The organism is Ligilactobacillus salitolerans (genome assembly GCF_003864415.1).
In the GTDB taxonomy this organism is placed as follows: Bacteria; Bacillota; Bacilli; order Lactobacillales; family Lactobacillaceae; genus Ligilactobacillus; species Ligilactobacillus salitolerans.
In genome coordinates, this window is the sequence record NZ_BFFP01000014.1 from 1 (window position 1) to 26,227 (window position 26,227).

General features: G+C 44.3%; 27 protein-coding genes and 2 pseudogenes. 1 reads left to right on the plus strand and 28 read right to left on the minus strand.

The annotated features are described in order from the left end of the window. Window positions 1-193 (plus strand): annotated as a pseudogene (locus LFYK43_RS12820) (IS110 family transposase); the annotation flags it as partial. A 174-nt stretch (window positions 194-367) separates the two neighbouring features. Here the strand turns inward: LFYK43_RS12820 and LFYK43_RS05130 are convergent. From LFYK43_RS05130 to queA, 28 genes and pseudogenes are all read right to left on the minus strand, one after another. Continuing rightward, a complete protein-coding gene (locus LFYK43_RS05130) occupies window positions 368-895 on the minus strand; it encodes a CvpA family protein (RefSeq protein ID WP_124976079.1) in 528 nt (175 codons plus the stop codon). An 8-nt stretch (window positions 896-903) separates the two neighbouring features. Then, a complete protein-coding gene (locus LFYK43_RS05135; RefSeq protein WP_124976081.1) occupies window positions 904-1,161 on the minus strand; it encodes a cell division protein ZapA in 258 nt (85 codons plus the stop codon). A gap of 190 nt (window positions 1,162-1,351) precedes the next feature. After that, window positions 1,352-1,651, minus strand: a complete 300-nt coding sequence (locus LFYK43_RS05140) for a DUF1292 domain-containing protein (RefSeq protein WP_124976083.1) — start codon at window positions 1,649-1,651, stop codon at window positions 1,352-1,354. A 17-nt stretch (window positions 1,652-1,668) separates the two neighbouring features. After that, complete coding sequence (ruvX, locus tag LFYK43_RS05145) at window positions 1,669-2,109, minus strand: Holliday junction resolvase RuvX (RefSeq protein ID WP_124976085.1); 441 nt, start codon at window positions 2,107-2,109, stop codon at window positions 1,669-1,671. Further along, window positions 2,109-2,372, minus strand: a complete 264-nt coding sequence (locus LFYK43_RS05150; protein WP_124976087.1) for an IreB family regulatory phosphoprotein — start codon at window positions 2,370-2,372, stop codon at window positions 2,109-2,111. Before LFYK43_RS05150 ends, ruvX begins: the two co-directional genes overlap by 1 nt. 152 nt (window positions 2,373-2,524) lie before the next feature. Continuing rightward, window positions 2,525-5,170 (minus strand): alanine--tRNA ligase, encoded by a 2,646-nt coding sequence (gene alaS, locus LFYK43_RS05155; protein WP_124976089.1) that lies wholly within the window; start codon window positions 5,168-5,170, stop codon window positions 2,525-2,527. 475 nt (window positions 5,171-5,645) lie between these two features. Next, window positions 5,646-6,860 (minus strand): annotated as a pseudogene (locus LFYK43_RS05160) (RNA-guided endonuclease TnpB family protein). Between the two features lie 205 nt (window positions 6,861-7,065). Further along, the gene (locus LFYK43_RS05165; RefSeq protein ID WP_124976091.1) at window positions 7,066-8,400 is read right to left on the minus strand and encodes a DEAD/DEAH box helicase; all 1,335 of its coding nucleotides are present in this window, start codon (window positions 8,398-8,400) and stop codon (window positions 7,066-7,068) included. Then, the gene (locus LFYK43_RS05170) at window positions 8,390-9,355 is read right to left on the minus strand and encodes a DHH family phosphoesterase (RefSeq protein WP_124976093.1); all 966 of its coding nucleotides are present in this window, start codon (window positions 9,353-9,355) and stop codon (window positions 8,390-8,392) included. Before LFYK43_RS05170 ends, LFYK43_RS05165 begins: the two co-directional genes overlap by 11 nt. A 139-nt stretch (window positions 9,356-9,494) precedes the next feature. Next, window positions 9,495-10,580 carry a DNA polymerase IV gene (dinB, locus tag LFYK43_RS05175; RefSeq protein ID WP_124976095.1) on the minus strand — a complete coding sequence of 362 codons (1,086 nt, stop codon included), beginning with the start codon at window positions 10,578-10,580 and terminating at the stop codon, window positions 9,495-9,497. Window positions 10,581-10,678: 98 nt separating this feature from the next. After that, on the minus strand, window positions 10,679-12,148 hold the full coding sequence (zwf, locus tag LFYK43_RS05180) for a glucose-6-phosphate dehydrogenase (protein WP_124976097.1): 1,470 nt from the start codon (window positions 12,146-12,148) through the stop codon (window positions 10,679-10,681). Window positions 12,149-12,334: 186 nt separating this feature from the next. Beyond that, a complete protein-coding gene (gene fabI / locus LFYK43_RS05185; protein ID WP_124976099.1) occupies window positions 12,335-13,093 on the minus strand; it encodes an enoyl-ACP reductase FabI in 759 nt (252 codons plus the stop codon). Window positions 13,094-13,185: 92 nt separating this feature from the next. Then, on the minus strand, window positions 13,186-13,968 hold the full coding sequence (accA, locus tag LFYK43_RS05190) for an acetyl-CoA carboxylase carboxyltransferase subunit alpha (RefSeq protein WP_124976101.1): 783 nt from the start codon (window positions 13,966-13,968) through the stop codon (window positions 13,186-13,188). Between the two features lie 2 nt (window positions 13,969-13,970). Beyond that, the gene (accD, locus tag LFYK43_RS05195) at window positions 13,971-14,831 is read right to left on the minus strand and encodes an acetyl-CoA carboxylase, carboxyltransferase subunit beta (RefSeq protein WP_124976103.1); all 861 of its coding nucleotides are present in this window, start codon (window positions 14,829-14,831) and stop codon (window positions 13,971-13,973) included. Continuing rightward, on the minus strand, window positions 14,818-16,197 hold the full coding sequence (accC, locus tag LFYK43_RS05200; protein ID WP_124976105.1) for an acetyl-CoA carboxylase biotin carboxylase subunit: 1,380 nt from the start codon (window positions 16,195-16,197) through the stop codon (window positions 14,818-14,820). The genes accD and accC overlap by 14 nt, the downstream gene beginning before the upstream one ends. A gap of 8 nt (window positions 16,198-16,205) precedes the next feature. Then, on the minus strand, window positions 16,206-16,637 hold the full coding sequence (fabZ, locus tag LFYK43_RS05205; RefSeq protein WP_124976107.1) for a 3-hydroxyacyl-ACP dehydratase FabZ: 432 nt from the start codon (window positions 16,635-16,637) through the stop codon (window positions 16,206-16,208). 1 nt (window position 16,638) lies between these two features. Next, a complete protein-coding gene (gene accB, locus LFYK43_RS05210; RefSeq protein ID WP_124976109.1) occupies window positions 16,639-17,097 on the minus strand; it encodes an acetyl-CoA carboxylase biotin carboxyl carrier protein in 459 nt (152 codons plus the stop codon). A gap of 3 nt (window positions 17,098-17,100) precedes the next feature. After that, a complete protein-coding gene (gene fabF, locus LFYK43_RS05215; protein ID WP_124976111.1) occupies window positions 17,101-18,333 on the minus strand; it encodes a beta-ketoacyl-ACP synthase II in 1,233 nt (410 codons plus the stop codon). A 145-nt stretch (window positions 18,334-18,478) separates the two neighbouring features. Next, window positions 18,479-19,210, minus strand: a complete 732-nt coding sequence (fabG, locus tag LFYK43_RS05220; RefSeq protein ID WP_124976113.1) for a 3-oxoacyl-[acyl-carrier-protein] reductase — start codon at window positions 19,208-19,210, stop codon at window positions 18,479-18,481. Then, window positions 19,211-20,161, minus strand: coding sequence for an ACP S-malonyltransferase (locus LFYK43_RS05225; RefSeq protein WP_124976115.1), 951 nt, complete (start codon window positions 20,159-20,161; stop codon window positions 19,211-19,213). Window positions 20,162-20,177: 16 nt separating this feature from the next. Next, window positions 20,178-20,426 carry an acyl carrier protein gene (locus tag LFYK43_RS05230; RefSeq protein ID WP_124976117.1) on the minus strand — a complete coding sequence of 83 codons (249 nt, stop codon included), beginning with the start codon at window positions 20,424-20,426 and terminating at the stop codon, window positions 20,178-20,180. A 63-nt stretch (window positions 20,427-20,489) separates the two neighbouring features. Then, window positions 20,490-21,467, minus strand: a complete 978-nt coding sequence (locus LFYK43_RS05235; RefSeq protein ID WP_124976119.1) for a beta-ketoacyl-ACP synthase III — start codon at window positions 21,465-21,467, stop codon at window positions 20,490-20,492. A gap of 15 nt (window positions 21,468-21,482) precedes the next feature. Further along, the gene (locus LFYK43_RS05240) at window positions 21,483-21,923 is read right to left on the minus strand and encodes a MarR family winged helix-turn-helix transcriptional regulator (protein WP_124976121.1); all 441 of its coding nucleotides are present in this window, start codon (window positions 21,921-21,923) and stop codon (window positions 21,483-21,485) included. 66 nt (window positions 21,924-21,989) lie between these two features. Next, window positions 21,990-22,436 (minus strand): 3-hydroxyacyl-ACP dehydratase FabZ, encoded by a 447-nt coding sequence (fabZ, locus tag LFYK43_RS05245; RefSeq protein WP_124976123.1) that lies wholly within the window; start codon window positions 22,434-22,436, stop codon window positions 21,990-21,992. 359 nt (window positions 22,437-22,795) lie between these two features. Next, window positions 22,796-23,287, minus strand: coding sequence for a thiol peroxidase (gene tpx, locus LFYK43_RS05250; protein ID WP_124976125.1), 492 nt, complete (start codon window positions 23,285-23,287; stop codon window positions 22,796-22,798). Window positions 23,288-23,438: 151 nt separating this feature from the next. Further along, the gene (gene yajC, locus LFYK43_RS05255; RefSeq protein WP_439957206.1) at window positions 23,439-23,855 is read right to left on the minus strand and encodes a preprotein translocase subunit YajC; all 417 of its coding nucleotides are present in this window, start codon (window positions 23,853-23,855) and stop codon (window positions 23,439-23,441) included. An 81-nt stretch (window positions 23,856-23,936) separates the two neighbouring features. Further along, window positions 23,937-25,082 carry a tRNA guanosine(34) transglycosylase Tgt gene (gene tgt / locus LFYK43_RS05260; protein ID WP_124976127.1) on the minus strand — a complete coding sequence of 382 codons (1,146 nt, stop codon included), beginning with the start codon at window positions 25,080-25,082 and terminating at the stop codon, window positions 23,937-23,939. A gap of 90 nt (window positions 25,083-25,172) precedes the next feature. Continuing rightward, window positions 25,173-26,216 carry a tRNA preQ1(34) S-adenosylmethionine ribosyltransferase-isomerase QueA gene (gene queA / locus LFYK43_RS05265; protein WP_124976129.1) on the minus strand — a complete coding sequence of 348 codons (1,044 nt, stop codon included), beginning with the start codon at window positions 26,214-26,216 and terminating at the stop codon, window positions 25,173-25,175. Window positions 26,217-26,227: the final 11 nt, after the last annotated feature.

The window sequence follows — 26,227 nt, forward strand, 5'->3', positions numbered from 1 at the left end:
TTATTTGATTGAAGCCACCAATTCAATAATTCGCTATGATCCAGTCTTTAAGAAGTACTTTGATAACAAGATGTCCGAGATCAAAAATGCACCACGTAAACGAGCCTTGTCTTTAACCGCTCGAAAACTAATCAGGGTGATCTACTACCTACTAAGCAGACACCAAATTTATCAATCGGAAGAAGTGGTCTAGTTCAAAAATAACTGTTTCAAGCTTTTAGATACACCTGCTTTAACCTCAACTTTTTAAAAATTATTCTTTTGAGGGTTGTTAAAGTGCGCCTAAAATCTGATTTTTTTAGAAAATTAATTGCAATTATTCATCACTTCCTCTTGACTTAAAACCACATGTCTTTAACTCGCCTCTTTATCTCATTTCCTGCCAGTATTGAACCAGCTGCGAAGAAAACAGCGGTGTTTCCTGTAAAATAAACTCAGCCACCTGCGAGTTTTCTAATGAGAGCTTGATCTGATCCAACTCACTGGATGCTAATAAGAGCAGCCCGAAAAAAATTATCACATAAGTCGCCAAGAGCCAAATTAAACCGCCTGCCAACGCATTAAACTGTGAGATCACCGGTAGTTTTGTGATGGAGAGAACTGAACGGTTAAAAATCCGTAAGGCGATCCCAGCCAGCAAAGCAACTATCCAAAAGGCCAGGATCTTATAGAAGATCCCCGTAATACCTCCCCCAGTCGCTTGCTGGCCTTGGCTTTGTTCCAAAGAAGGCATATATTTCGCTAAAAAATCTCCCAGCGGGCTGGAAAAATAGAGCGCTACAAGCAAGACAAGCACATAGCCGATCAAACTCACCAAAGTTTGAGCTAAACCTCGCTTGAGACCATAACGAAATCCCAAGACTAATAGCAGCAAAATTATCAGTGAAACCAGCATCTTCTCACCTACTGTTCTTGGTTGTCATTTTTTTCTTTTAATTTATCCAATTCATTTTGCTTTTTGATCTGATCAGACACTGCATTTAATGCTAACAAGACAGCTGCATCTTCTCGCTTGATCTGCGGTAAGGAATGCATGATCTCTTTGAGCTGTTCGTCAGTTAACCGAGCCACTGTTTGCATGTGTTCCGGTATACTGTCGCCGATCACAACATAATTTTTTCCCGCAATATTTAATTTGAATCTTTTTTTATCTGCAGACATTCGTGCTCCTCCATTCACCGCTATGGTTCACAAATTATATTTTAGCATAAAAGCCCCATTCTTTATGATGCCCACCAGCTTTTTTAGACAATATTCAACTTCATTTGGAGATCAAAGCGTGTAATCTAACCGGCAAAAGAAAAACAGCAAGCGCAATATTTGGCTTGCTGTCCTCTAATAGTTATCTTGCTTACTGCATGTTTTCATCGTTTAAGAACGTATCTAGAACATCCTCGACCATTTGCCATTCGGCGTCATCATCGATCTCATTTAAGTCGAAATCCTCGCCCTCTTCGTCTTGGTTAGGATCATAGGAAAAGGCTAGCACATCAACTTGTTCTTCAGGTTCAGCATCCGCTGGTACTAACAAGATATAGGACTTGCCATAATCTTCTGAATCAAATGTAAACAATATATCATAGCTAGTTTCGTTGCCATCATCATCGACTAAGGTAATTTTATTTTCATCGTTCATATCTTTTTCGCTCATTTTGTGTGCCTCGTTTCTTAGAGTGTTTTGACCAGTTTTCCCTGCCGATCAAGGTAATTTTGTAAAATCAACCCTGCCGCCAGTTTATCGATCACTTTTTTGCGTTTACGTCGTGAAGTGTCTGCTTGCTCAACTAACATTCTCTCGGCTTCAACCGTAGTTAAGCGCTCATCTTGGTAATCAACCGGAAAGGCAAACTTTTTGCGCAAGAGTTCCCCGTATGCCTGACTCGCTTCGACCCGAGGACCAAGGGTATTATTCATGTTTTTCGGTAAACCAAGCACAAAACCTTGGACTTGATATTTTTCCACCAGCTCAGCTACCCTGTCTAAGCCAAATTCTCCAGCCTGTTCATCGATCGGAATGATCTCAATTCCTTGAGCTGTCCAACCAAGTTCATCACTGACTGCGACTCCGACAGTTTTCGAGCCGACATCCAAACCCATAATACGTCCCACTAATTGTGATCCTCCTTGTTAAGGTACGAGCGAACTAATTCCTCAATGATCTCATCACGTTCATGCTTGCGGATCAAATTACGTGCATCATTTAAACGTGGAATATACGCAGGATCTCCTGACAATAAGTACCCCACTATTTGATTAATGGGATTATATCCTTTTTCTTCCAATGAACGGTAAACAGTCTCCAAGGTATCATGAACATCTTTTGGACTTTTGTCATCAAAATCAAAGTATCTTGTTTTGTCCAACGAACTCATTTCCCTGCACCTCCACTTTTAAAGTTACTCTTACAGTAATTCTACTAGAACAATGTAATGGTAACAATGAAGTGTAAACTTTTGTAATAAAGACGTAATCATTTAGAGATAAAAATGAAATTTAGTTTTGGCGGGCAGCTCATTTTTTCACATTATCCTTGTGAAGCGACCCAGTCAATTCCTTGTTTCAAAGCAGCGTTGATCCCCGCAGGCTTCTTTCCGCCGGCTTGTGCCAAATCTGGCCGACCGCCTCCGCCGCCGCCAACGCTAGGAGCGATGTGTTTGATCAGATCACCGGCTTTAATACCCTGTTTGATCGCATCCTGTGTAACAGCGGTCAGCAAGTTGACCTTGCCCTCGCCTGTCTGAGTAGCTAAAATCAAAACTTCTGAATATTGTTTTGCTTTCCACTGGTCAGCCAATTGCCGTAATTGATCCATCCCCGAAACATTAACTTCAGCTGCAATCACCGTGTGTGCACCGGCTTCTTGAACATTCTGCCAAATATCAGCCGCCTGCTGGCTGGCAAACTTCGCTTCTAAACTTTGGACCTTGTTTTCCAAGGTCTTCAAGTTTTCATGCAGGGCTAAGGCCTTATTTGGTGCATCTTGAACGTTGGCAGCCTTCAAATCAGCTGCAGTTTTCTGTAAGAGTTGATTTCTTTTTTCCAAATATTCGAAGGCTTCCCGTGCAGTGACCGCTTCGATCCGGCGAGTTCCTGCGCCGATCCCGGATTCAGAGGTGATCTTAAATAGGCCGATCTCGCTCGTATTGTCAACGTGATTGCCTCCGCAGAATTCACGCGAGTAGTCACCGGCTGAAACAACTCGGACCACGTCACCGTATTTTTCTGAGAATAATGCGATTGCGCCCATTTTTTGTGCGGTCTCAATGTCCGTGACCGTCGTTGTAACAGAGATATTCTCCCAGATCTTGTTATTAACGATCTTTTCCACCTGAGCGAGCTGTTCTGGAGTGACATTGCCCATATTGGTAAAGTCAAAGCGTAAATAGGTCGGTTCAACCAATGAGCCCGCCTGATGAGTATGTTCCCCCAAAACATCACGTAATGCCTGGTCCAGCAAGTGAGTTGCGGTATGGTTCTTTTTGACCTTATTATGCCGTTTAACATCGACTGCCAAACGGTACTCAGTTTCGGCAGTCATTGGTGCCTGAACTTTAACAGTATGCAGATTCTGACCATTTGGTGCATGCTGTACATCAACGACTTGAGCAACAACTTGACCGTCTTGGTCCTTGATCACGCCTTGATCAGCAACCTGTCCACCCATTTCCGCATAAAACGGAGTCTGTGAGAAGATCATCTTCGCTGTCCCGGCTGCAACTTGTTGATTAAGCTGGTCATCGACAATAATATCTTTTAAAATCCCGTCTGCTGCGAGTTTTTCATAACCAACATATTCACTGTCTGTTTTAATATCGATCAGCAATGAGTCTTGAACTCCCATTGATTTAGCCTGACTGCGAGCGGCACGAGCCCGTTGCTTTTGAGCTTCCATTTCCTTTTCAAAGCCTGCCTGATCAACTTTCAATCCGTTATCGGCAGCATATTCCTGAGTCAGTTCTAGGGGGAATCCATAAGTGTCATAGAGCTTAAAAACAGGTTTGCCAGGCAAAGTATCTTGACCTTCTTTTTTGGTCGAAGAAACTAAATTATCCATCAATTCTAAACCGTCTTTTAAGGTCACATTAAAACGTTTTTCTTCGTCTTTGACAACTTTTTCGATATATTCAGCCTGATCTAAGACTTCAGGGTAAGCCGACTGCATGATCTGACCCACGACTGGAACTAACTGATACAAGAAAGGCCCTTCGATACCCAGCTTTTTACCGTGCATGACCGCGCGCCTGATCAGTCGGCGAATGACATAGCCCCGGCCATCGTTTGACGGCAGTGCGCCATCACCGATCGCAAATGTAATTGCACGAATATGGTCAGCAATCACCTTAAAAGAAACATCATCGTTCTCTTCTTTTCCATATTTCCGCTGTGCTGAAAATTCAGCGGTCTTTTCGATCAGCGGCATGAACAAGTCTGTCTCAAAGTTGGTTTTAGCATGTTGGAAAACTGAAACTACTCGTTCGAGTCCCATCCCCGTATCAATGTTTTTATGCGGCAATGGCTCGTAAGTGTTGTCTGGTTTGTGGTTAAACTCTGAAAAAACAATGTTCCAGATCTCTAGGTAGCGTTCATTTTCACCACCTGGATAACTTTCAGGATCATCTTCTGCTAAATTGTTCATTGCTTGCCCACGATCATAAAAAATCTCTGAATCTGGTCCGGAAGGTCCTTGACCAATGTCCCAGAAGTTGTCTTCCACTTCATAAATATGATCAGGAGCGACACCGACCTTTTCCCACAACTTTTTAGCATCTTGATCCTTAGGGTAAACTGTCACATACAACTTTTGCGGATCTAAAGCGTACCAGTCTGGGCTGGTCAAGAGTTCCCAAGCCCAAGCGATCGCTTCTTTTTTAAAGTAGTCGCCAACTGAGAAGTTGCCTAACATTTCAAAGAGCGTGTGGTGCCGGGCGGTGTGACCGACGTTTTCGATATCATTGGTCCGAATAGATTTCTGAGAACTAGTCAAACGGCGGTTCTTAGGTACAACTGAACCGTCAAAATATTTCTTCATTGTGGCAACACCGGAGTTGATCCAGAGCAGAGTCGGATCATCTTGCGGGACAAGCGGAGCACTCTTCAAGACATCATGACCCTTAGTCTTGAAAAAATCCAAATACATTTGCCGAATTTGGGCACTAGATAATTCTTTCATTTAAAATTTCCTTTCTAATAAGCACAATGTGGGACTGAAATGGTTTAGTCTTTCTTTGAGCTGACATTGACAAACAGCTGGAAAAAGAGCAGACAATATTAGGACAAAAAACACCGTTGCAAAACAAGGACGCGAAATGCGCGGTACCACCTTGCTTGCAACGATGTTTATCGTATGCCTCTTTATGAGCTGATATTTAAATTTATTCCGGGCAGCACTCATTCAACGCGCATAGCCCCTTCCAGCAGCCGGAGCCTCTCTTTAATGCCTAGTTCAACAAGCATATCCCAATATGCATTCACAAATACAAAGTATAGTTATTTCTTGGTTAAAAGTCAATCTTGAACTACCACCCTTTAAAAAGGGTGGATTCTGGGAACACAGCAAACTTGTCAGTTAGATTTCTCTAAAAAGATAGCGGTCACTGCTATTTACCAAGGCACGTTCCATGCCTTATTTTTTTACGATCACTAGTTTATGCTAGTGCTTTAATTGGTGTGATTTGTGCTAGTCCACGTTGGAGGATATTCTGACTAGCATTAATGTCACGGTCTAAGTGAGTGCCGCAAGTCGGGCATTGCCACTCACGGACGGCTAACCATTCATGCTGACTTAGACCGTCAAATTGGTGGTTTTTCTGACCACAAGCACTGCATATCCTGCTAGTGTATTTCGGGTCAACCATGATTAGTTGCTTGCCGTACCAGTCACACTTATATTGCAACATGGTAACTAATTTTCCCCAACCAGCGTTGGAAATTGCACGAGCAAGGTGGTGGTTTTTCAACATACCCTGCGTATTGAGTTTTTCCACGACAATCACGTCGAAATCTTGGACTAATTGCGTGGTCAGCTTTTGCAGTTTATCGTTTCGACGATCACTGACCTGCCGTTTGAGTTTTGCCACCGTTCGTCGTGCCTGCTGGTAACGTGGAAACTGACGCAAGCTAGTGCGTGGGAACAGCACTTTGTCGTGCTTATCAAAGGCAATTTCCTTGAGTGCATTTCGTCGGCGACGTGCCATCTTGCGTTCCCACACTCTAATCTGTTTCCTTGCATCAGTGTCAAAATGTACCATGTTGACTTTCTGACCGTTGGACAAAATCATGAGGCTATCTAAACCAAGGTCAATACCGACAGCCTGCTTTGTTTTTGGTTTGAGAGCTTATTTTTCGCCCTCAATCAAAATTGTGGCGTAATATTGACCTTGCGAGTTGATCCGGACGGTTGCCCGTCTAACTTTGCCGGTCAAAATACGCCCGGCACGGAAATAGACTTGACCTAATTTAGGCAGCTTCAAGTGGTGCTCGTCAATGACCTTGATATTCTGATTAACCGCTTTAGAAGTGTAGCTTTGTGCGTAGTTTTTCTTGCTTTTAAAGCGTGGAAAGCCATTACTTAGTTCCTTGTTGAAAAAACGCTGAAAAGCGTCGTGCAAATTGCCGTTGGCTGCTTGCAGGGCAGTAGCGTCCACGTCTTTTAACCACGGATATTCTGTCTTGAGTGCTTTCAGCAGGTTATTCATAGCAAACTCATTTTGATAACTAGCATGAGAGTTGTTTTTGTGGCGAGCACTTTGCATAGCTAACATTTGATTTCACACAAAACGAGTTGAACCAAAGGTCTGTTTAATTTGTTTAATTGGCTTTTGATTTGGATATAGACGCACTTTAAAAGCTTTCAAAGTCATTGATTTCACCACCTTTTAATTTAAGATAGCACACTGTCAGTTCAAAGCAAGTCCTGACTATTTTTTTGTGAAATTAGCGTGCAAGCACACTACGGCTATCCATCCCCCGACTAAAGTCGAGAGTCTTTCGCCAAAAACTAAATAAAACGAACTGTGACAATTATTTTGAATAAGTTGACAGTGTGCAAACGGACCATTTCGACGCTTACTTGCGTTTTGCCTCACGCCGCTTGGCGCGGGACTCGATCCGCCGTTTTTGTTGTTGATCCTTCTTGATGGCATACTTAATGCGTTTTTTATAGCCAGGCTTATGCTTGGTTTTTTCTTTTTTAGCCATCCCACGTAAAGACGGATCCATGGCATCATGGCGATGTTTGCGTTTGACACGCCGTTTTCTATCATAGGAATCAACGATCTCACCGTTGCGCAAAGCCTTAGGCGCAAAAGTGATCCCCATCTCTTCTAGTTCGGCTACCTTACTGTCATCATCCGGACCATATAAGGTAATTGCTGTGCCAGGCATATTATTTCTTCCTGTCCGCCCAACACGGTGAACAAAGAATTCTAAGTCGGTCGGCAGATCATCATTGATGACATGTGAGACTCCTTCAATATCGATCCCACGTGCTGCAAGGTCAGTCGCCACAACAAACTGATAGTCAAGGTTATGGATCTTTTTCATGACCCGTTTCCGTTCTCTGGGCTGCAAGCCGCCGTGGATCTTAGCAACTTCCAAACCATGCTGACGCAAGTAATCTGTCAAGACATCTGCTCGTTCTTTAGTATTGGTAAAAATCAGGACCAGATACGGTTCACCCAAGGTCAAAAGCTGATAGATCAACTGATTCCTATCACGGCCTTTAGTCGACAAGAGCCAATTATCAACTGTCGGACTGATAATTGCTTGATTCTCAACCACAACTGTCACCGGGTTGCTCATATATTTTCTTAAAAATGGCTGGAGTTTTTCCGGGATAGTTGCTGAAAAGACCAGCATCTGCAGATTTTCCGGCATGGCCGAAGCAATTGCGTCAGTATCTTTCAAAAAGCCCATATCCAAAGTCATATCGGCTTCATCAACGACAAAGTGGCGCGTCAAGTGAATATCAAGGTCTCCGTTCTTGATCAGATCTAAGATCCGCCCTGGTGTTCCGATCACGATTTGCGGCTGGTGCCGCTCCAACTTAGCTGCTTGTCTTTTCTTGTCGGTCCCACCGACGTAGTTAGCAAGGCTGATCTCTTCTGGTGCTTGCGTTGCGATTTGTTTTGCCGCTGCATAGATCTGATAAGCTAACTCGCGGCTCGGGGTGGTAATTACCGCTTGAACTTCATGCACTTTAGGGTCGAGCTCATTAAAAATCGGGAGCAAAAAGGCATGGGTCTTACCGCTGCCCGTTTGCGCCTGCCCGACAACATTTTTTTGGTGCATGATCGGCGAAAGCAGGCGTTGCTGTGCGATAGTCGGCTCAGTAAAGCCTAATTCTTCAATGGCCTGCTCAATAAATGGTTTGAAATGATAGTCAGTAAAATTATTGGTCATTTTGTTCTCCTATTTCAGTGGCAGCAATCTGGTCGAGTTTTTGGACGAATTCTTTGATCTTTGAGCCATCCTTCAAGGTTGCTCCACTGGCCAGCGGATGTCCGCCGCCGTCATATTCCTTGGCCAGCTCATTGATAATAGCTTTTTTAGAGCGGATCCGCAAACGATAAGACCCGTCTTTTTGCTGCACAAAAATCGTCCAGCATTTGACCGTTGAAACCTTGCCAAGTAACGGTACGATCCCAGCTGTTCCAGCATCTCCCAACTCAAATTTAGCCAAGATCTCATTGGTCAAAATAATGTAGGCAGCATCATGTTCAGTAATTTGCATATTTTCCCAGACATATGCGGAAAGCCGTGCAACAGCGGGTTCAATATCATCTAAGCGCCGATTGATCGCCGCTGCATCAAAATCTCGTTCCATTAATGCAGCCGCAACACGCATCGTGTGCGGTGTAGTCGCATCATACATGAAACGGCCAGTATCCCCAACGATCCCAGCATATAACATGCGCGCCGCAGCCGCCGAGACTTTTAACTCTCCGTGTGACGCTTCAGCCAGGTCGAAAATCAACTCAGAAGTACTCGATGCTTGTGGTTTGACCCACTTCAAGTCGCCAAAATCATCATCATTTGGGTGATGATCGATTTTGATCATCATCTTGCCCTTGGTATAGCGTGGATCATCGACCCGCGGTGTATTTGCAGTGTCGACCACGATCACCAACGCATCCTGATAGACTTGGTCCTCGACCTGTTCTTCAGGCGCGATCCAGGCTAGACCTTTAGCCGCTGAACCAACTTGGTAAACTTTTTTATTGGGAAAACTTTCCCGCAAAATCGTAGCTAAACCGCACTGCGAGCCGATCGCATCTGGATCTGGCCGCTGGTGACGGTGAATCAGGATCGTATCATACTGACGGATCTGTTCAATTATTTTCTCTTGGATGGACATAAAAGTGCTCCTTATATTATCTATTAATTACAATTTCGTTGTTCTCAGATCGGCTGGCCGACCTGATCAAAGTGCTTAACAGTTAACTATACATTTTTTATCCGGTATTTTCAAAACAATCTTGTTGATATCCTGCTTTTTATTTCCACAAAGGCAAAACAATATTTTCATACTCCAAAGGATCAAGGTTAGTCACGGTCAAGCCTAAAAGTCGAATGTCATAATGTTCAGGATCTTGGATCTGCTCCAGCAAGCTTTTACCGTAAAATTCAAAAGTTTCTGTCTCATTAGGCAAATAATCATCTAAGGTGATCCGTTTGGTAGTCGTCTCAAAGGCAGAATTTCTGACTTTGAGGACTAAAGTTTTGCCGTGTTTTTGCCGTTGCTCCAACTCCTGTGCCAATCGAGCAGCACTCTTTTTTAAAAAATTGTCTACTGCCAGACTATCAGTCAGGGGCTGGTCAAAGGTCCTCTCATTGCCCAGTGATTTTCGTTCACGCTGCCATTCTACCGGCCGTTCATCAATGCCGCGGACCCTGTGATAAAAAACATAGCCCATTTTGCCAAAGTGTCCGATCAGCTCCGAGGCAGTCAACTGGTAAAGGTCCTTGCCCGTGAAAACTCCGAGATCATGCATTTTGGGAACTGTCTTTTTTCCGACTCCCCGAAATTTTTCGATTGGTAAAGGAAATAAAAATTCTTTCGTTTCATCCTGCCGGACAACCGTGATTCCAACTGGCTTGCGGTAGTCAGAAGCCAATTTGGCCAAAAACTTATTATAAGAAATCCCAGCCGAGCAGGTTAAAGAAACCTTGCTGTAAATTTCTTGCTGCAGCATGCATGCCAAATCTATGGCAGAATTGAGCTGTTTTTTATTTTCAGTGACATCCAGGTATGCTTCATCGAAGGCGACCGGTTCAATTTTATCAGTATACTCATGAAAAATTTCATGGATCTGTGAAGAAACTGCCCGGTATTTTTTAAAATCTGGATCTTTAAAGTAGGCCTGAGAGCAGAGTTTCAATGCTTCCTGACTGCTCATAGCAGAATGGATCCCATAACTGCGAGCAACATAGTTCGCAGTTGCAACCACACCGTGTCCGCCGGTTTTGCGCGGATCACGGGCAATGACCAACGGACGCTTGACCAAGCTGGGATCATCGCGCATTTCAATTGAAGCATAAAAAGCATCCATATCGATATGAATTATTTTTCGCTCTTTCACAGCTTGGCCCCCCTTTACCTTGTCATATTTTGTTGCTTGCAAAAACAAAAAAACAGCAGCAATATTCGCTACTGTTATTTTAACATTATTTAGTCTAATCAGCCTTGATCTGGACGGAAATGCCATTGATTGCCGTCTGCAGCCAACAGATCATCGGCTCCCTTGGGCCCCATCGATCCAGCCGGATAAAGATCGATCTGGCCTTCTGCTTGTTTCTGCCAGCCTTGACGAATTGCATCGACAAACCGCCATGAATAGTAAACCTCATCCCAGTGTGAAAAGCTGGCTGTATCTCCTTGTAAAACATCATAGAGTAATTTCTCATATCCAACCGGCATCTTAGATTGGATCTCTTCTCCATGTTCATGTTTCAAGTGCATGCTTTGAATGCTGTATTGGTCAAAATCGACTTTCTTGCCGTTCAAACGCAATTCCATGCCTGGATTCGGGTCAACTTTAAAAGTTAAAATATTACGTTTCAACTGATCTTCGCCGAAAATATTGTACGGGGCATTTTTAAAGACCACATCGATCTGCGTGTTCTTAGTTGTTAGCCGCTTACCAGTTCGAACATAAATCGGCACCCCAGCCATACTCATGTTGTCCACAAAGATTTTCCCAGCTACGAAGGTTTCCGTTTTGGAATCTGGTGCAACTTGATTTTCTTCCCGATAGGCAGCCTGCCCATTGCCGGCTCCATATTGCCCAAAAACAAAGTTCTGCTTAACCCCTGCTTGATCGTAGACACGCAAAGCTTTCAAAGCGCTGATTTTTTCTTTACGAATATCAGCGTCTGTATACATGGTTGGCGCGTTCATGGTCAGCAAAGCAACTGTCTGCAGGATGTGATTTTGAACCATATCCCGTAATGCCCCAGCATTTTCATAGTAACCAGCCCGTTCTTCGACCCCGAGTGCTTCACTCAAGGTGATCTGAATGTTATCAATGTAGCGGTAATTCCACAGAGCATTGAAGATATTATTGCTGAACCTTAATGCTGGAATACTTTGGATCATTTCCTTGCCTAAGTAATGATCGATCCGGTAGACATCATCTTCTGGGAAATATTGATTGATACTGTCATTCAACTCAACAGCACTTTTGACATCGCGGCCAAATGGTTTTTCGATCACGACACGATTATAGCCGTTGTCAGTTACAAGTCCTTGCGTCTTAACATGCTCGCAGATCGTTGAGAAAAATTGCGGCGACATTGCCAAGTAAAAGACACGGTTCCCGTTGATCGCATACTTTTTATCTAACTCATCAGCTAACTGACGCAAAGTCTCATAATGCTGTGTGTCATTAACGTTATGTGACTGGTAATAAAAATGACTCGAGAATTCATTGGCCTGCCGTGCAGTAATTTCCATGCCTGAAATCGAATTGCGTACGATCTGCTGATAACGTTCATTGGTCCAAGGCCGCCGTGCCGTACCGATCACCGCGAAATTTTCCTTAAGGTAACCTTGTTTGTATAAGTTAAATAAAGATGGATATAATTTGCGCTGTGCTAAATCCCCAGTTCCTCCGAAGATAATAAACAACGACTTCTGTTCACTTGTCATTTTGTCGCGCACCGCTTTCCTAATTTTTTTATCGTATTTTCATTATAGCATTTTTTAATTTATTCGGACTAATTTGGGGCTTATCTAATTAAAACTTTTTTATTTATCTTAAGTTCTCGCTTTTCTGCCATAAGAAAAACGCCTCACACCCGCAAAAAAACGAGTATCAGGCGTGATAGTATTTTACTAGATCAAATGAACACCCTTATCGACGTAGATCGTATCTCCAACTACACCAGTAGAGAGGTCGCTCATTAAGAAAGCACATGCTCCACCGATTTCTTTGGTTGTAACTGAAGCACCATCAACTGTCCGGTCTTGAGATTCCTGCAAAAGATTGGAATGATCTTTCACGCCTGTCACAGCTAAAGTCTTGACTGCACCGGCAGAGATCGCATTGACGCGCACGCCGTATTTACCCATATCCCGGGCTAAGTAACGCACGTTGGCTTCCAAAGCCGCCTTAGCTACACCCATGACATTGTAATTTGGGATCGCTCTTTCTGAACCAAAGTAAGTCAAGGTAACGATGCTGGCAGGATCATTTAACAGCTCTTGCCCATAATGAGCCACGGCAAGCAATGAATATGATGAAATATTATTAGCTAAAGCGTAGCCTTCCCGACTTGTATTTTGAATATCGCCGGCTAGTTCTTCTTTATTGGCAAAAGCAATCGCGTGAACGATCCCATCTAACTTGCCGAAACGATTTTTGACCTCAGCAAAGGCCTGCTCGATACTTTCGTCTTGAGCAACATCGCATTCGATCAAACGCTCTTCATCAGTAACTAGTCTGCTGACACTTTTTTTCATACGTTCATTTTGATAAGTATAAATGACAGTAGCGCCCTGTTCTTCAAGCGCATTAGCGCAGCCCCAAGCAATCGAACGCTTATTAGCAACACCCATGACTAAGATTTTTTTGTTTTCCAATAAATTTCCCATAAAAATGATCCTCTCTCATCATTATTTTTTTCTGCCGGTCTACCATAGCAATATCTTTCTTCGGCAAATTGATAATTATGTCTCTATAATAACTAAAACTTGCGATACCTAGCATGCCGCGTCTTTAATAACTCAGCCGTTGATAAAGCCTGTAATTTGCTCAGTTCCCTGTGCAAGACCTGATTGATATTGCGGCAAAAACGCTTCTTGGCTCCTGGTTCAGGAATAATTCCTTCGATCACGCCGGCTTTAAGCAGGGCTTCTGGTGTTAGCTGCATGACTTCTGCTGCCTCATCAGCTTTATTAGCATCTTTCCATAAGATAGATGCAAAGCCTTCTGGTGAAAGAACTGAGTACATCGAATTTTCACTCATCCAGACCTGGTCGCCGCAAGCTAAAGCTAAGGCACCGCCGCTGCCGCCTTCACCATAGATCACTGTCAAAAAGGGCACCTTGACGTCTGCAATTTCAAACAAATTACGCGCAATGGCTTCCCCTTGACCCTGCTCTTCAGCGCTAGCCGCGGGATAGGCACCGGCTGTATTCACGAAAGCCAAGACCGGCCGGTGAAATTTTTCAGCTTGCTTGATCAGCCGTAATGATTTACGATATGCAGCCGGAGTTGGACTGCCAAAATGTTTGGCGATCCGTTCTTTAGCCGATGTTCCCTTATCGATTATCAAAACCGTCACCGCTTGGCCATCAAAGTGAGCTAGACCGCCAACGATCGACGGATCATCATCGTTAGCGCGATCCCCATGGAGTTCCATAAAATCCGGAAACAATTCTGCTAATAATTCTTGACCGGTAATTTTTTTGGCATCACGTGCAGCGACAACGATTTCTCCCGCAGACCGCGGCTTCTTCTTTAACAAACTTACGATAACTTTTCACCGCCTTTTTCTTGGTTCATCTCGACCAGCCATTCGATCGTATCCTTCTCTTGTTTTCGGGCAACAATTGCATCGATAAAGCCATGGTCTAAAATGTTCTCTGCGTCTTGCAAGTTTTCAGGAACTTTTTGATGCATGGTCTGCTCGATCACCCGTTTACCCGCAAAACCGATCAGCGCATGGGGCTCAGCTAAGATTATGTCGCCTTGCATCGCAAAACTCGCGGTGACGCCGCCAGTCGTCGGATCGGTGAGTACGGTCAAATAAAACAGCCCTGCCTCAGAATGCTCTTTAACAACCTGCGAAACCTTCGCCATCTGCATCAAGGAAAATATTCCCTCCTGCATTCGCGCTCCGCCAGAAGCAGTAAATAACACGACCGCCTTGGAAGCCTGAGTCGCATATTCAAACAGACGAGCAATTTTTTCACCAGTGACCGTTCCCAATGAGCCCATGATAAATTTCGGATCCATGATGCCTAAATAAAATTCTTGCTCACCGATCCGAGCTTTCCCTGTTAAGACTGAGTCATTCAGGTCGGTTGCTCGCGCGGCTTTTTGCAATTTTTTATCATAGTCTGGAAAGTCTAATGGGTCTTTGGTTTGCAGGTCTGCATCAAATTCTGTAAAATCATCAACCAGCCACTCTAACCGGTCGCGACTGCTAATGCGAAAACCATAACCGCAATTGGGGCAAGTCGAATAGCGGCCTAAATCTTTATGGTAGACTGATTGCTGACATTTAGGGCACGCAAGCCAAACTCCGCTAGGAACACTTTCTTGCGCTTTTTTATCCGCCTTAATATGTTTCTGGCCCAGTGTTTTCAGTTCATCAAACAGCTGCATGACTATCCCTTCTCTTCCAATCTGGTAAAAATGTTTGTTCTACATATTCCGTAGTGACAGTTCCTTCTTTAAATGTCGGGTCTTCCAAGAGGTCTAAATAAAACTTCTGGTTGGTCGTGATCCCAGAAATAACCATTTCGTCTAACAGACGTTTGACCTTTTCGATCGCCTCGCGTCTATTTGGACCCTGTGCAATTAACTTAGCGATCATAGAATCGTAGAAAGGCGAGATTTGGCAGCCGGCATATAAGGCAGTATCCATTCGCATTCCTAAATTGCCGACTGGCACATACAAGTAATCAACTTTTCCGGTCGACGGAAAGAAGTTCTTGCTCGGGTCTTCGGCGTTGATCCGGCATTCGATTGCTGCACCCTGCAGCTTGATCTCACTTTGTTTAAAAGGCAACGCCTCACCGGCTGCAACTTTAACTTGCGCCTTGACCAGATCAATACCTGTGACCATTTCAGTCACAGTGTGTTCTACTTGGATCCGTGTGTTCATTTCCATAAAATAAAAATGCTGGTCTTGATCCATCAAAAACTCGATCGTACCGGTATTCAAATAATCAATTGCTGTGGCTGCACGTAACGCGATCTCCCCCAGCTCCTGCCGTTTTTGCTCCGTGACCAAAGAACACGGACTTTCTTCGATCATCTTCTGCTTACCGCGTTGGACCGAGCAATCACGTTCCGGGAAATAAACCGCATTTCCTTGCTGATCGCAAAAGACTTGGACTTCGATGTGCTTGACGTTATTCATGATTTTTTCCAAATACATTCGGCCATCGCCGAAAGCACTTGCTGCTTCACGGCTGGCTTCTTGATAAGCAGCCGTCAAACTTCCTTCATCATCTACCCGCCGAATTCCTTTGCCGCCGCCGCCAGCTGCAGCTTTTAACAAAACTGGAAAGCCGACTTTTTTGGCAACTTTTTCAGCTTCCTCAGCATCCTTTAAGAAGCCGGTCGAACCGGGTATCACCGGCACGCCGCTTTTTTGCATTTGCGTGCGCGCGTTAGCCTTGTTTCCCATCAAATCGATAGTTTCGGACCGCGGCCCAATAAAGGTGATCCCACAGTCTTCACACATTTCAACAAACCGGCTGTTTTCTGAAAGAAAACCAAATCCAGGGTGGATCGCCTGTGCTCCAGTTCCCACTGCAGCAGCTAAGATATTTTTCATATTCAAATATGAATCTTGCGGCCGCGCCGTACCAACACAAACCGCCTCATCGGCCAACTGCACATGCAGACTTTCCTGGTCTGCGGTCGAGTAAATCGCGACTGATTTGATCCCGAGCTCTTTTAAAGACCGGATGATCCGAACCGCAATTTCGCCGCGATTTGCTACCAATACTTTCGAGAACATTCTAATCGTTAATCCCCAATCATAAATGTGATCTCAGCGGTGCAGGCTTTTTTCCCGTCGACGGTCGCAACCGCTTTACCTAAACCAACACTGCCTCTGATTTTTTCAAGTGTGACTTCTAAACGCATTTGATCGCCAGGGCGTACCACCTTGCGGAATTTAGCCGACTTGATCCCGCCAAAGTACGCGGTCTTGCCTTTAAATTCATCTAAGGTCAACAGCGCAACTGCACCTGTTTGTGCCAGTGCTTCGACGATCAAGACACCCGGCATGACCGGATTGCCTGGAAAATGCCCCTGGAAGATCTCCTCGTGCACAGTCACATTTCTAAGTGCAACTGCTCTTTTCCCAGGCTCTAATTCATCGATCCGGTCGATCAAAAGCATCGGGTAGCGGTGCGGAATAATCTCTTGGATCTGGGTCGAATCTAATACTGTCATCTTAATCCTCCTCAACTCTGAAAAGCGGCTGATCGTACTCGACCAGTTCTTCATTAGCAACCAAGACTTCGCTGATCGTGCCGGCAACCTCACTCTTGATCTCGGTCATCATCTTCATTGCCTCAATAATACAGATCACATCGCCTTCAGCGATTTTTTGACCCACTGTCACATAGGATGCTTTATCCGGATCAGGCTTGAGATAGATGGTCCCAACCATCGGGGCTGTGATCACCGTACCCTGTTTCTTTTCAACCGGAGCTTCCTCTTCTGGCAAAGGCTGCGCGTGCTGCACGATCGTTGGTGCTGCAGCCGATGTAACTCCAGCTGCATTGTCGTTTTGAAAGGAATTTTCATTTTTACTCAAATGAATATGAAATCCTTCAGTCGAAATTTCCATTTCTCTGGTGTTGGAGGAATTAAATTCATTCATTAAATCTTTGATCTCTTTGAATTCCACTGATCAATCACTCCATTTTTTTAAAGCTAAAACTGCGTTGTGTCCGCCAAAACCAAATGAGTTGCTGATCGCATATTCCAAATCAGGCACCTTTTCGTTGGTAGCGGCTACGTTGACTGTACACTCAGGATCCTGTTTTGTCAGGCCAATATTAGGCGGGATCGTACCCGTCTGCAAAGCAGCGATCGTCGCGAGCGCTTCAATTGCTCCAGCTGCGCCTAGCAGATGACCTGTCATTGACTTAGTTGAACTGACTTTGACTGGGCTATCTTCACCAAAGACCCGGTTGATGGCATGTGCTTCGCTGGAATCATTACTTACAGTAGCTGTTCCGTGTGCATTGATATAACCAACTTGAGCCGGGGTGATCTGCGCCTCAGCGATCGCCTGCGACATCGCACGTGCAGCACCTTCGCCGGACGGATCAGGCGAGGTCATATGGTAAGCATCGGATGTTGAACCATAGCCAACCACTTCAGCTAAAATTTTTGCGCCGCGTTTCTGTGCGTGTTCCAGGCTCTCTAAGATCAAGGTTGCTCCGCCCTCACCCATAACAAAGCCAGAACGATGAGCATCAAAAGGCAATGAAGCTTTGTTTTTGTCTGCTTCCGTTGTTAAGGCAGTCAAGGCTGCGAAACCGGCGATGCCAATTTCATTGACCGAGGCCTCCGAGCCGCCCGTGATCATTACTTGAGCACGTCCTTCTTTGATTTGGCGATATGCTTCACCGATCGCATTAGTCCCGGAAGAACAAGCCGTGACGATCGAAGTCGAGATATTTTTAGCCCCTAAACGGATCGAGATATTACCAGCTGCCATATTCACGATCGAGGTCGGAACGAACATTGGTGAAACTCTTTGCGGTCCTTTGTCATGCATCTTGATAACTTGTTCTTCGATCGTTGTCAATCCGCCGATGCCGGAACCATAGATCACTCCCATTTCGTAAGGATCGGTATTTCCCTCAGAGATCCCTGCATTTTCAGCTGCTTCTAATGCACTATGCACGGCATACTGTGAAAACAGATCCATCCGTTTGCCAGCCTTTTTACCGACTCTTTCTTTAATGTCAAAGTCCTTGACTTCACCCGCAACATGCACGCCTGTTTCACTAGCATCGAATTTAGTGATCGCGTCGATCCCTAATTTGCCGGCTAAGACATTCTGCATAAAACTTGGGGCATCATTGCCCAGCGGGGTTACTGCACCTAAACCAGTGATTACTACTCTAGTCATACTTCACTCTCCTCGTCTGTTACTTCTATGAGCAGCGATTTGCTGCTCTTTTAAGGACAAAGACCATTTCACCGAAGTCTGTTAACAAATTCATCCCTAGACACTCGTGTAATGGCCTTCTTTTTCAAATATTTTTAATCTTGTCCTAAATCGACATGCCGCCATCTACACTGAGCACTTGACCAGTAATATAGTCGTTTTGAGCTAAGAAAATTGCCGTCTGTGCAATTTCTGTCGGATCGCCCAACCGTTTAAGAGGGATCTCAGTCAAAATTTCAGCTTTGACTTTTTCACTCAAGACTGAAGTCATGTCACTCTCGATCATCCCGGGAGCAATCGCATTGCAGCGAATATTGCGCAAGGCGCCTTCTTTAGCGACTGTCTTGGTCAAACCAATCACACCAGCTTTGCTGGCTGCATAGTTGGCCTGGCCAATGTTGCCGTGCAAACCGACCACACTAGCCATGTTAATGATCACACCAGATTTTTGCTTGTTCATTTTGCGTAAAAAGGCACGCGTCATCGCATAAGTTCCCACCAGGTTAACATCGATCACCGAGCGGAAATCGTCCTCTTTCATGCCGATCAGCAATTTATCATTCGTGATCCCAGCGTTATTGACCAAAATATCGATCTGTGGAAATGCTGCATAGGCTTCTTTGACCATTCGTTTGACATCTTCTGCTTGAGAAATGTCACCCAAGACACTCAGAGAATCAACCCCGTACGAGCGAATTTCACTTTCAAGTTCCGGTGAGATCTCAGTGCGGGCATTTAAGATCACATTCGCCTTGGCTTTGGCAAAAGCTAAAGCGACCTGCTTACCAATTCCACGCGAGGATCCGCTGATAAAGACTGTTTTTCCTGCTAGCTCCATTTAATTACCTCGTATTTCATCCAAAAAAGCCTGATAAGTCTCGTAGTTTTCTACTTGGTAGCGTACCAGCTTACGATCAACTTGCTTGGCAAACTGAGTTAACGTTGCACCTGGTCCTAACTCCAATGTTGTGTCAACACCTTCGTTTTCGATCAGATAAGAGAGACAGTCGGCAAAATGTGTCGGCGACACGATCTGATCAACAAGGGTCTGAGCAATATTTTGCCGGCTAAATGGCTGACCAGTCGTATTACTGATCACCGGAACGACCGGGTCAGCTACGTTGAGTTTGGCTAATACGGGCGCCATTTTGGCACTGGCATTTGCAAACAATGGCGTATGAAACGCGCCTGAGACTGGCAACTCAACCACTCTTTTAGCTGCTTTTTGTGCCTGGATCTCGGTCAAAGCTTCACTTACCGCCTGAGACTGTCCGCCGATCACAACTTGTTTGGGAGAATTGTAGTTAGAAACCGCTACGATTTTTCCTTTTGCCTGCATACTTTGACAGATCGCTTCGATTTGCGCAACGTCTGGTTTTAACAAGGCAGCCATTTTAGAGTCGCTTTCGTCGGCATCAAGCTGCATCAACTGAGCCCTTTTTTCCAGCGCCTGGATCCCTTGTTCCTGCGGGAGTGCCCGTGCCGCGATCAAAGCAGCATATTCACCTAAGGACAAGCCGACCATTCCGCCAATCTCTAGCTCCGGCAAGTCTCTGTGGACCATCGCGTACAATCCAAGACTCAAGGCCACGATCGCCGGCTGCTGATATTTAGTCAGCGCCAGTTGTCCAGCACGGTCTGCTAAAACATCCAGTAAGTCAAAGCCTGCGATCTGCTCGTTGATTTGGTCGAGTGTTTCTTTAAATAAAGGATCCTTGGCGTAAAGGTCAAGTCCCATCTCACTATACTGTGAACCTTGTCCGCTAAACAGGACTGCCGTTTTCCCCATCCTTATTCACCTCAGTTTATTCAGTCTTTGCGTCTACTTCTTTTTTGACGTAGTTAACAACGTCTTGAATGGTCTTAACATCTTCACTGGCTTCCAGCTTGATATCTAATTCATCCTCTAATTCGTTCATGATTTCAAAAACATCCAAACTATCAGCATCCAAATCATCTTTGATATCAGCAGTCAAAGTCACATCTGCTTCTTCAACGTCCAATTCATCAACCACGATCGCCTGTACTTTTTGTAAAATTTCTTGTTCTGTCATGATATTTTCTCCTTTAAATTACCTAAGTTTTATTTTATTTTTGTGAGCAAATTGCTCATTGTTTCAATATTTAATAATTTGTGTTCCAACTGTCAGCCCGCCGCCAAAGCCGCTTAAAACGATAATATCTCCGCGCTTGATCTGCTGACTTGCAACCAGTTCATCTAATAATAACGGCTCGCTTGCTGCTGAAGTATTCCCATACTTTTGAATGTTGATCGGAAATTTTTCAAGCGGCTGATGCAGTCGTTTGGCAATTGCCTTAATGATCCGCGCGTTAGCTTGGTGCAAAACAAAATGATCAACGTCTTCAAGACTAAGTTCAGCCTGTTTCAAAGCCGCTAAAATTGTTTTCGGGACCGCATGCGTTGCAAACTTATAGACTGCTTGTCCATCCATCTCAAACGGTGAGATCTGAGTAGCTCTTTGGGGTGGAAATTCCAATAAAGGCTTCGTCTGGCCAGCAGTTAATTTTGTATGCTGGTCACCATAGGTTTCAAGCACACTGGCTAACAGACCCGAGTCAGCTGAATATTGGTTGTCCAGCAAGACTCCTGCTGCACCGTCACCGAATAAAACAGCAGTCCCACGATCACTCCAATCGATGACCTTGGATAAAACCTCACCACCCAGCAGTAAGATCTTCAAGGGCCAATCCTGCTTTAAAAATTGAGCAGCTGTTTGCATGCCGTAGACAAAACCGGAACATGCGGCTGAAATATCGAAGCAAAAAGCATGGCTAGCGCCGATATTTCCTTGGACGATTGCTGCAGTCGCCGGAGTATATGAATCCGGTGACATTGTGGCGACAATGATCATGTCTAGCGATTCAGCCGACCAGCCGCTTTGCTTTAACAGCTTAAGTGCGGCTTTAGTACACAAGTCCGAAGTGTTTTCACCTAAACTGATCCGACGCTCCTTGATCCCCGTTCGTGCCGTGATCCATTCATCAGATGTGTCCATGATCTTACTCAAGTCATCATTGGTCACAACTTTGTCTGGTACATAGCTCGCGGTCTCTACGATCCTCATTTTTTCCATCGTGTCTCTCCATCATCAAGAATGTTCATTCATAAACTCTTCTAAATTTTTTAGTGCCCTTTGGATGACTTGAACTTCCTTTTCATCGAAGCCCTGTAAAAAACCTTTGACCAGCTTTTCATGAAAGGCGGCATGTGCACGGTACTCAACCCGGCCTTTCCTCGTCAAGCCCAACCGAACCACACGTCGGTCATCTTCGGACCGGATCCGTTCAACATAACCTTTTTTCGTCAAACGATCGATCGTGGAGGTCAGTGTCCCAGGAGTCAGGTGCAGCTCTTTAGCCACTCTTGATGCAGTCTTATGATCGTACATAGAAATCGCATTGATCGCGTGCATTTCTTGAATAGTCAGATTATTAAATTGACTCTTTCGCAAAGCACTTTCTTCGATCCGCAAGATGTTGGTATAGATCCGAACAAGAGAATCACTGATTATTTGATTTTTTTCGTCCATCACATTACCATCCTTTTTGTTTGCCGTTCAAACATCTTGGCGTTCAAACTAAAATCCGCACGTTTGCTAGACTTTTTCACCAGTCTCCTCGACAACAAACATCAATTCCGCAGCAACGGCGGTTGCACCATCAACCTGGGCTGTTGTCTGAACGATCCCAACATTGGCCCTTTTCTTGACCATCTGAATTTCTAACTTCAGCACATCCCCAGGACGGACTTTTTGTTGAAAATCTGCATCGCGGATCGCACCTAAGTACGCGGTTTTTCCGGCGAACTCCGGTGACTTCAATATCAAAATCGAAGCAGCCTGGGCGAGCGTTTCAATAATTAGTGCGCTCGGCATGACCGGATCGCCAGGAAAATGGCCTCTAAAAAAAGATTCGTTGATCGTGACATTTTTGGTTGCCAAGATCCTTTCTCCCGGCTCCAACTCATCCACATAATCGATGTAGCAGATCGGATAGCGGTTGGGGATCATTTCCATGATCTCTTGGGCACCCATGATTTTCAATCTTGCCACCTCACTCAAAAAGAATTTCGAACATCAAACTATTCGATGAAAGAATAATATTACAGGTCAACAAAAGTGTCAAATATTTATAGATAAATAATATCAACGTTGCAAACCCCTCAAATTTAAGCGGATCTAGATGCCTATTAAATGTCTATAATCGGCATAAAATCCATAAAACAAAAGAGATTCAAACGTTTTTATCGTTTGAATCTCTTATAGTTGGATAAGCAATACCTAATCTTTAATCTTGCTTTATCTTTTTTTGCTCTTTCGAAATCATTTTGATGCTCAAAATTCTTATTGAATTTTAATCTTTGATAGTGCTTTTTTCACAGCTTTTGCTAAAATATTCGTTTTTACAGGGCGGAAATAAAGCCTAAAGCTGCTGCATAATTTGGCTCATGCGTCATTTCTGGCACTAATTCCTGGTAGACGATCGTTCCAGCTTGGTCAACGACCCAGATACTGCGTGAATCTACCCCTGCCTCAGAAATGTAGAGACCTGTCTTTTTACCGAAATCCAGCTCCTGATCGGAGAAAAGCTGCATATTAGCGACACCTTCTGCAGCACACCAGTCTTTTTGCTGTTCTGGTGTATTAGTTGAGATCGTCAAAAAGTTAATTTCAGGATACTGGTCAACTTCCTGGTTAAACCTCTTGGTTGAAATACTGCAAACACGGGTATTGATATCAGGAACAACACTGATCAAGGTAGGTTTATTTAGCAGATCCTTGGACGCTACGGTCTGCCCAACTGCATCTGTTAATGTGAATTCTGGTAATTTTTCGCCCACTTTTTGCGGGTCTCCGATTGTTTGAAGCGGTTCATCATGTCTTGTGATTTGCATTTGATTTCTCCCTTTCATAATTGAATCTGTTGCTTAATTTTAGCAAATTATTAGCGGCAACTAAAGCAAAAGTACTTGTGAGCAATTACTCCCCCAATAAAAAAAGCTTTCCTTCTGCTGACAAAGCAGAAGAAAAGCCGTTAAGTGTTACTTATTTTTCAGGATCATCTGATTGTGAATCATCATTATTTGCTGATTCTTGCTCATCACTTGTCTGTTGTTCTGAATCTGTATTCTCCGTATCATCTTGAACAGGAGCCTGAGCTTGAGCTGCAGGCTGATCAACGATCCGGCCGATCGCAGAACGATTGAATACCAAGTAAACACCATCACAATCCAATGTGACAGTCTTATCTGCGTCATCGATACTATCGATCACACCATGAAGACCGCCGATCGTGACTACAGAGTCGCCTTTTTTCATGGAATCCATCATTTGTTTACGTTTATCTTGCTGCTTTTTTTGTGGACGGATCATCATGAAATACATCAACCCGATAAAGACCACAAAAATCAAAATTGTTGACAAGCCGCCACCAGCGCCTGCACCTGCACCCAACATATACATCTATTTATTCGCTCCCATCTTAATATACAATACTTACTGTATCAGAAAACTTGTTTGCTGACTAGCTATCTTGATAAAAAATTAAAAATTCTTGGGGTTTTCTCGATTTAGACCATATTGTTCAAAAAAAGCCTCTTTGAAATCAAGCAATTCATCATTTTTGATGGCTTCTCTGACCTGACGCATCAAATCCAACAGGAAGTACAAGTTATGGTAGCTCGTTAAACGCAGGCCAAAAGTCTCATTGGTCTTAAACAAATGCCGTAAATAAGCGCGGGTATAGTTGCGACAAGTATAGCAATTGCAGTTTTCATCCAAAGGACGAAAATCACGCGCAAACTTGGCATTTTTAACTACCAGGCGCCCATGAGATGTCATGCAGGTCCCGTTGCGTGCGATCCGTGTCGGCAACACGCAGTCAAACATATCGATCCCACGAATCGCCCCATCGATCAAGGCATCCGGCGAACCAACTCCCATCAGGTAGCGGGGTTTATTCTCCGGCAGCATCGGAGTCGTAAATTCGAGAACATGATTCATTTCAGCCTTTGATTCACCAACAGACAGACCGCCGATCGAATACCCGGCAAAATCCATAGAAGTTAAGGCTCTTGCACTTAACTGGCGCAGATCCTTGTGGCCGCCTCCTTGGACGATACCAAACAATCCCTGATCATTTGGCCGCTGGTGTGCTTTAAGGCCGCGTTCAGCCCACCGTGAAGTTCTTTCAACAGATTTTTTAATATAGTCATAACTTTCAAAGAAAGGCGGGCATTCATCAAAACTCATCATGATATCTGCCCCCAGATTGTTTTCGATCTGGATCGCTTTTTCTGGTGATAAGAATAACGGGGCACCATTTAAATTACTGCGAAAATGAACCCCTTCTTCCGAAATATCCCGCAGCTTGGCAAGCGAAAAGACTTGAAAACCGCCGGAATCAGTCAGGATACTCCGATCCCAGTTCATAAATTTGTGTAAGCCGCCTGCCTCAGCGACAATGTCATCGCCGGGGCGCTCCCAGAGGTGGTAGGTATTCGATAAAATGATCCCTGCATTCATTTCTTTTAATTCTTCTGGCGCGATCGATTTAACGGTCGCTTGTGTACCGACCGGCATAAAGATCGGTGTTTGGAAGGTGCCGTGCGGGGTCGTCACTTCACCCAGGCGCGCACCGGTATGCTTGTCTTTTTTGATCAAACGGTATTTAACTGCCGCTTCACTCATTAAATTTCCATCCTATTCCTAAACAAACGTCCCCCGTTAACTGTGAAACGCGAGTTGTATTTTTTGCCAAATAATCTTGCATCTAATTGACTAGTAAATAAACATGCAATCACCGAAACTAAAGAAGCGATATCTTTCTTCAACGGCATGCTTGTATGCATTTAAAATATTCTCCCGCCCTGTAAACGAAGCCACCAACATGACCAATGTTGATTTTGGCAGGTGGAAGTTGGTAATAAAGGCTTGAACAACTTTCCAGTCATAACCGGGCTTCAAGAAAATATCAGTCCAGCCGCTGTCTGCCTTGATCTCACCGTTAAACTTGGTCCCGATCGTCTCTAGTGTTCGAATCGTTGTTGTCCCAGTAGCCACGATTTTACCGCCGTTTTGCCGCACTTCGTTCAAAGTTTGCGCAGATTCCTCGCTTAAGCGATAAAATTCACTGTGCATCTTGTGGTCTTCGATGTTTTCTTCAGAAACAGGTCTGAATGTTCCCAGACCAACATGCAGGGTCAAATAAACTAATTTAACACCCTTATCTTCGATCTTTTGCAAAAGTTCTTTAGTAAAATGCAAGCCGGCTGTAGGAGCTGCTGCTGAACCAATTTCCTTAGAATAAACTGTCTGATACATTTCTGGATCATCCAACTTTCCTTTAATGTAAGGAGGCAGCGGAGTTTCACCTAAGCTCTCTAAAATCTCCATAAAAATACCATCATAATGAAATTCGATCATCCGGCCGCCGTGCTCCAGTTCTTCTGTGACAGTAGCAGTCAGCTCACCATCGCCAAATTTGATCTCGGTCCCAACTTTAGCCCTTTTGGCAGGTTTGACCAGTGTTTCCCACTGGTCGCCTTCGGTATTGTTAAGCAGCAGAACTTCTAAGTGACCGTTAGTTGCCGGCTTCTCACCATACAAACGAGCTGGCATGACCCGTGAATCATTCATCACTAAAGCATCCCCAGGATTAAGCTGATCGATAACATTATAAAAATGATCATCCTGATATTCACCGCTGACATGATCCAACAGCAGCATCCGTGACTCGTCTCGTTTCTTCAAAGGAGTCTGGGCGATCAATTCATGGGGCAAATCATAATCAAAATCTTCTGTAGTTAAATGTTTCTCTGACAATTCAAATACCT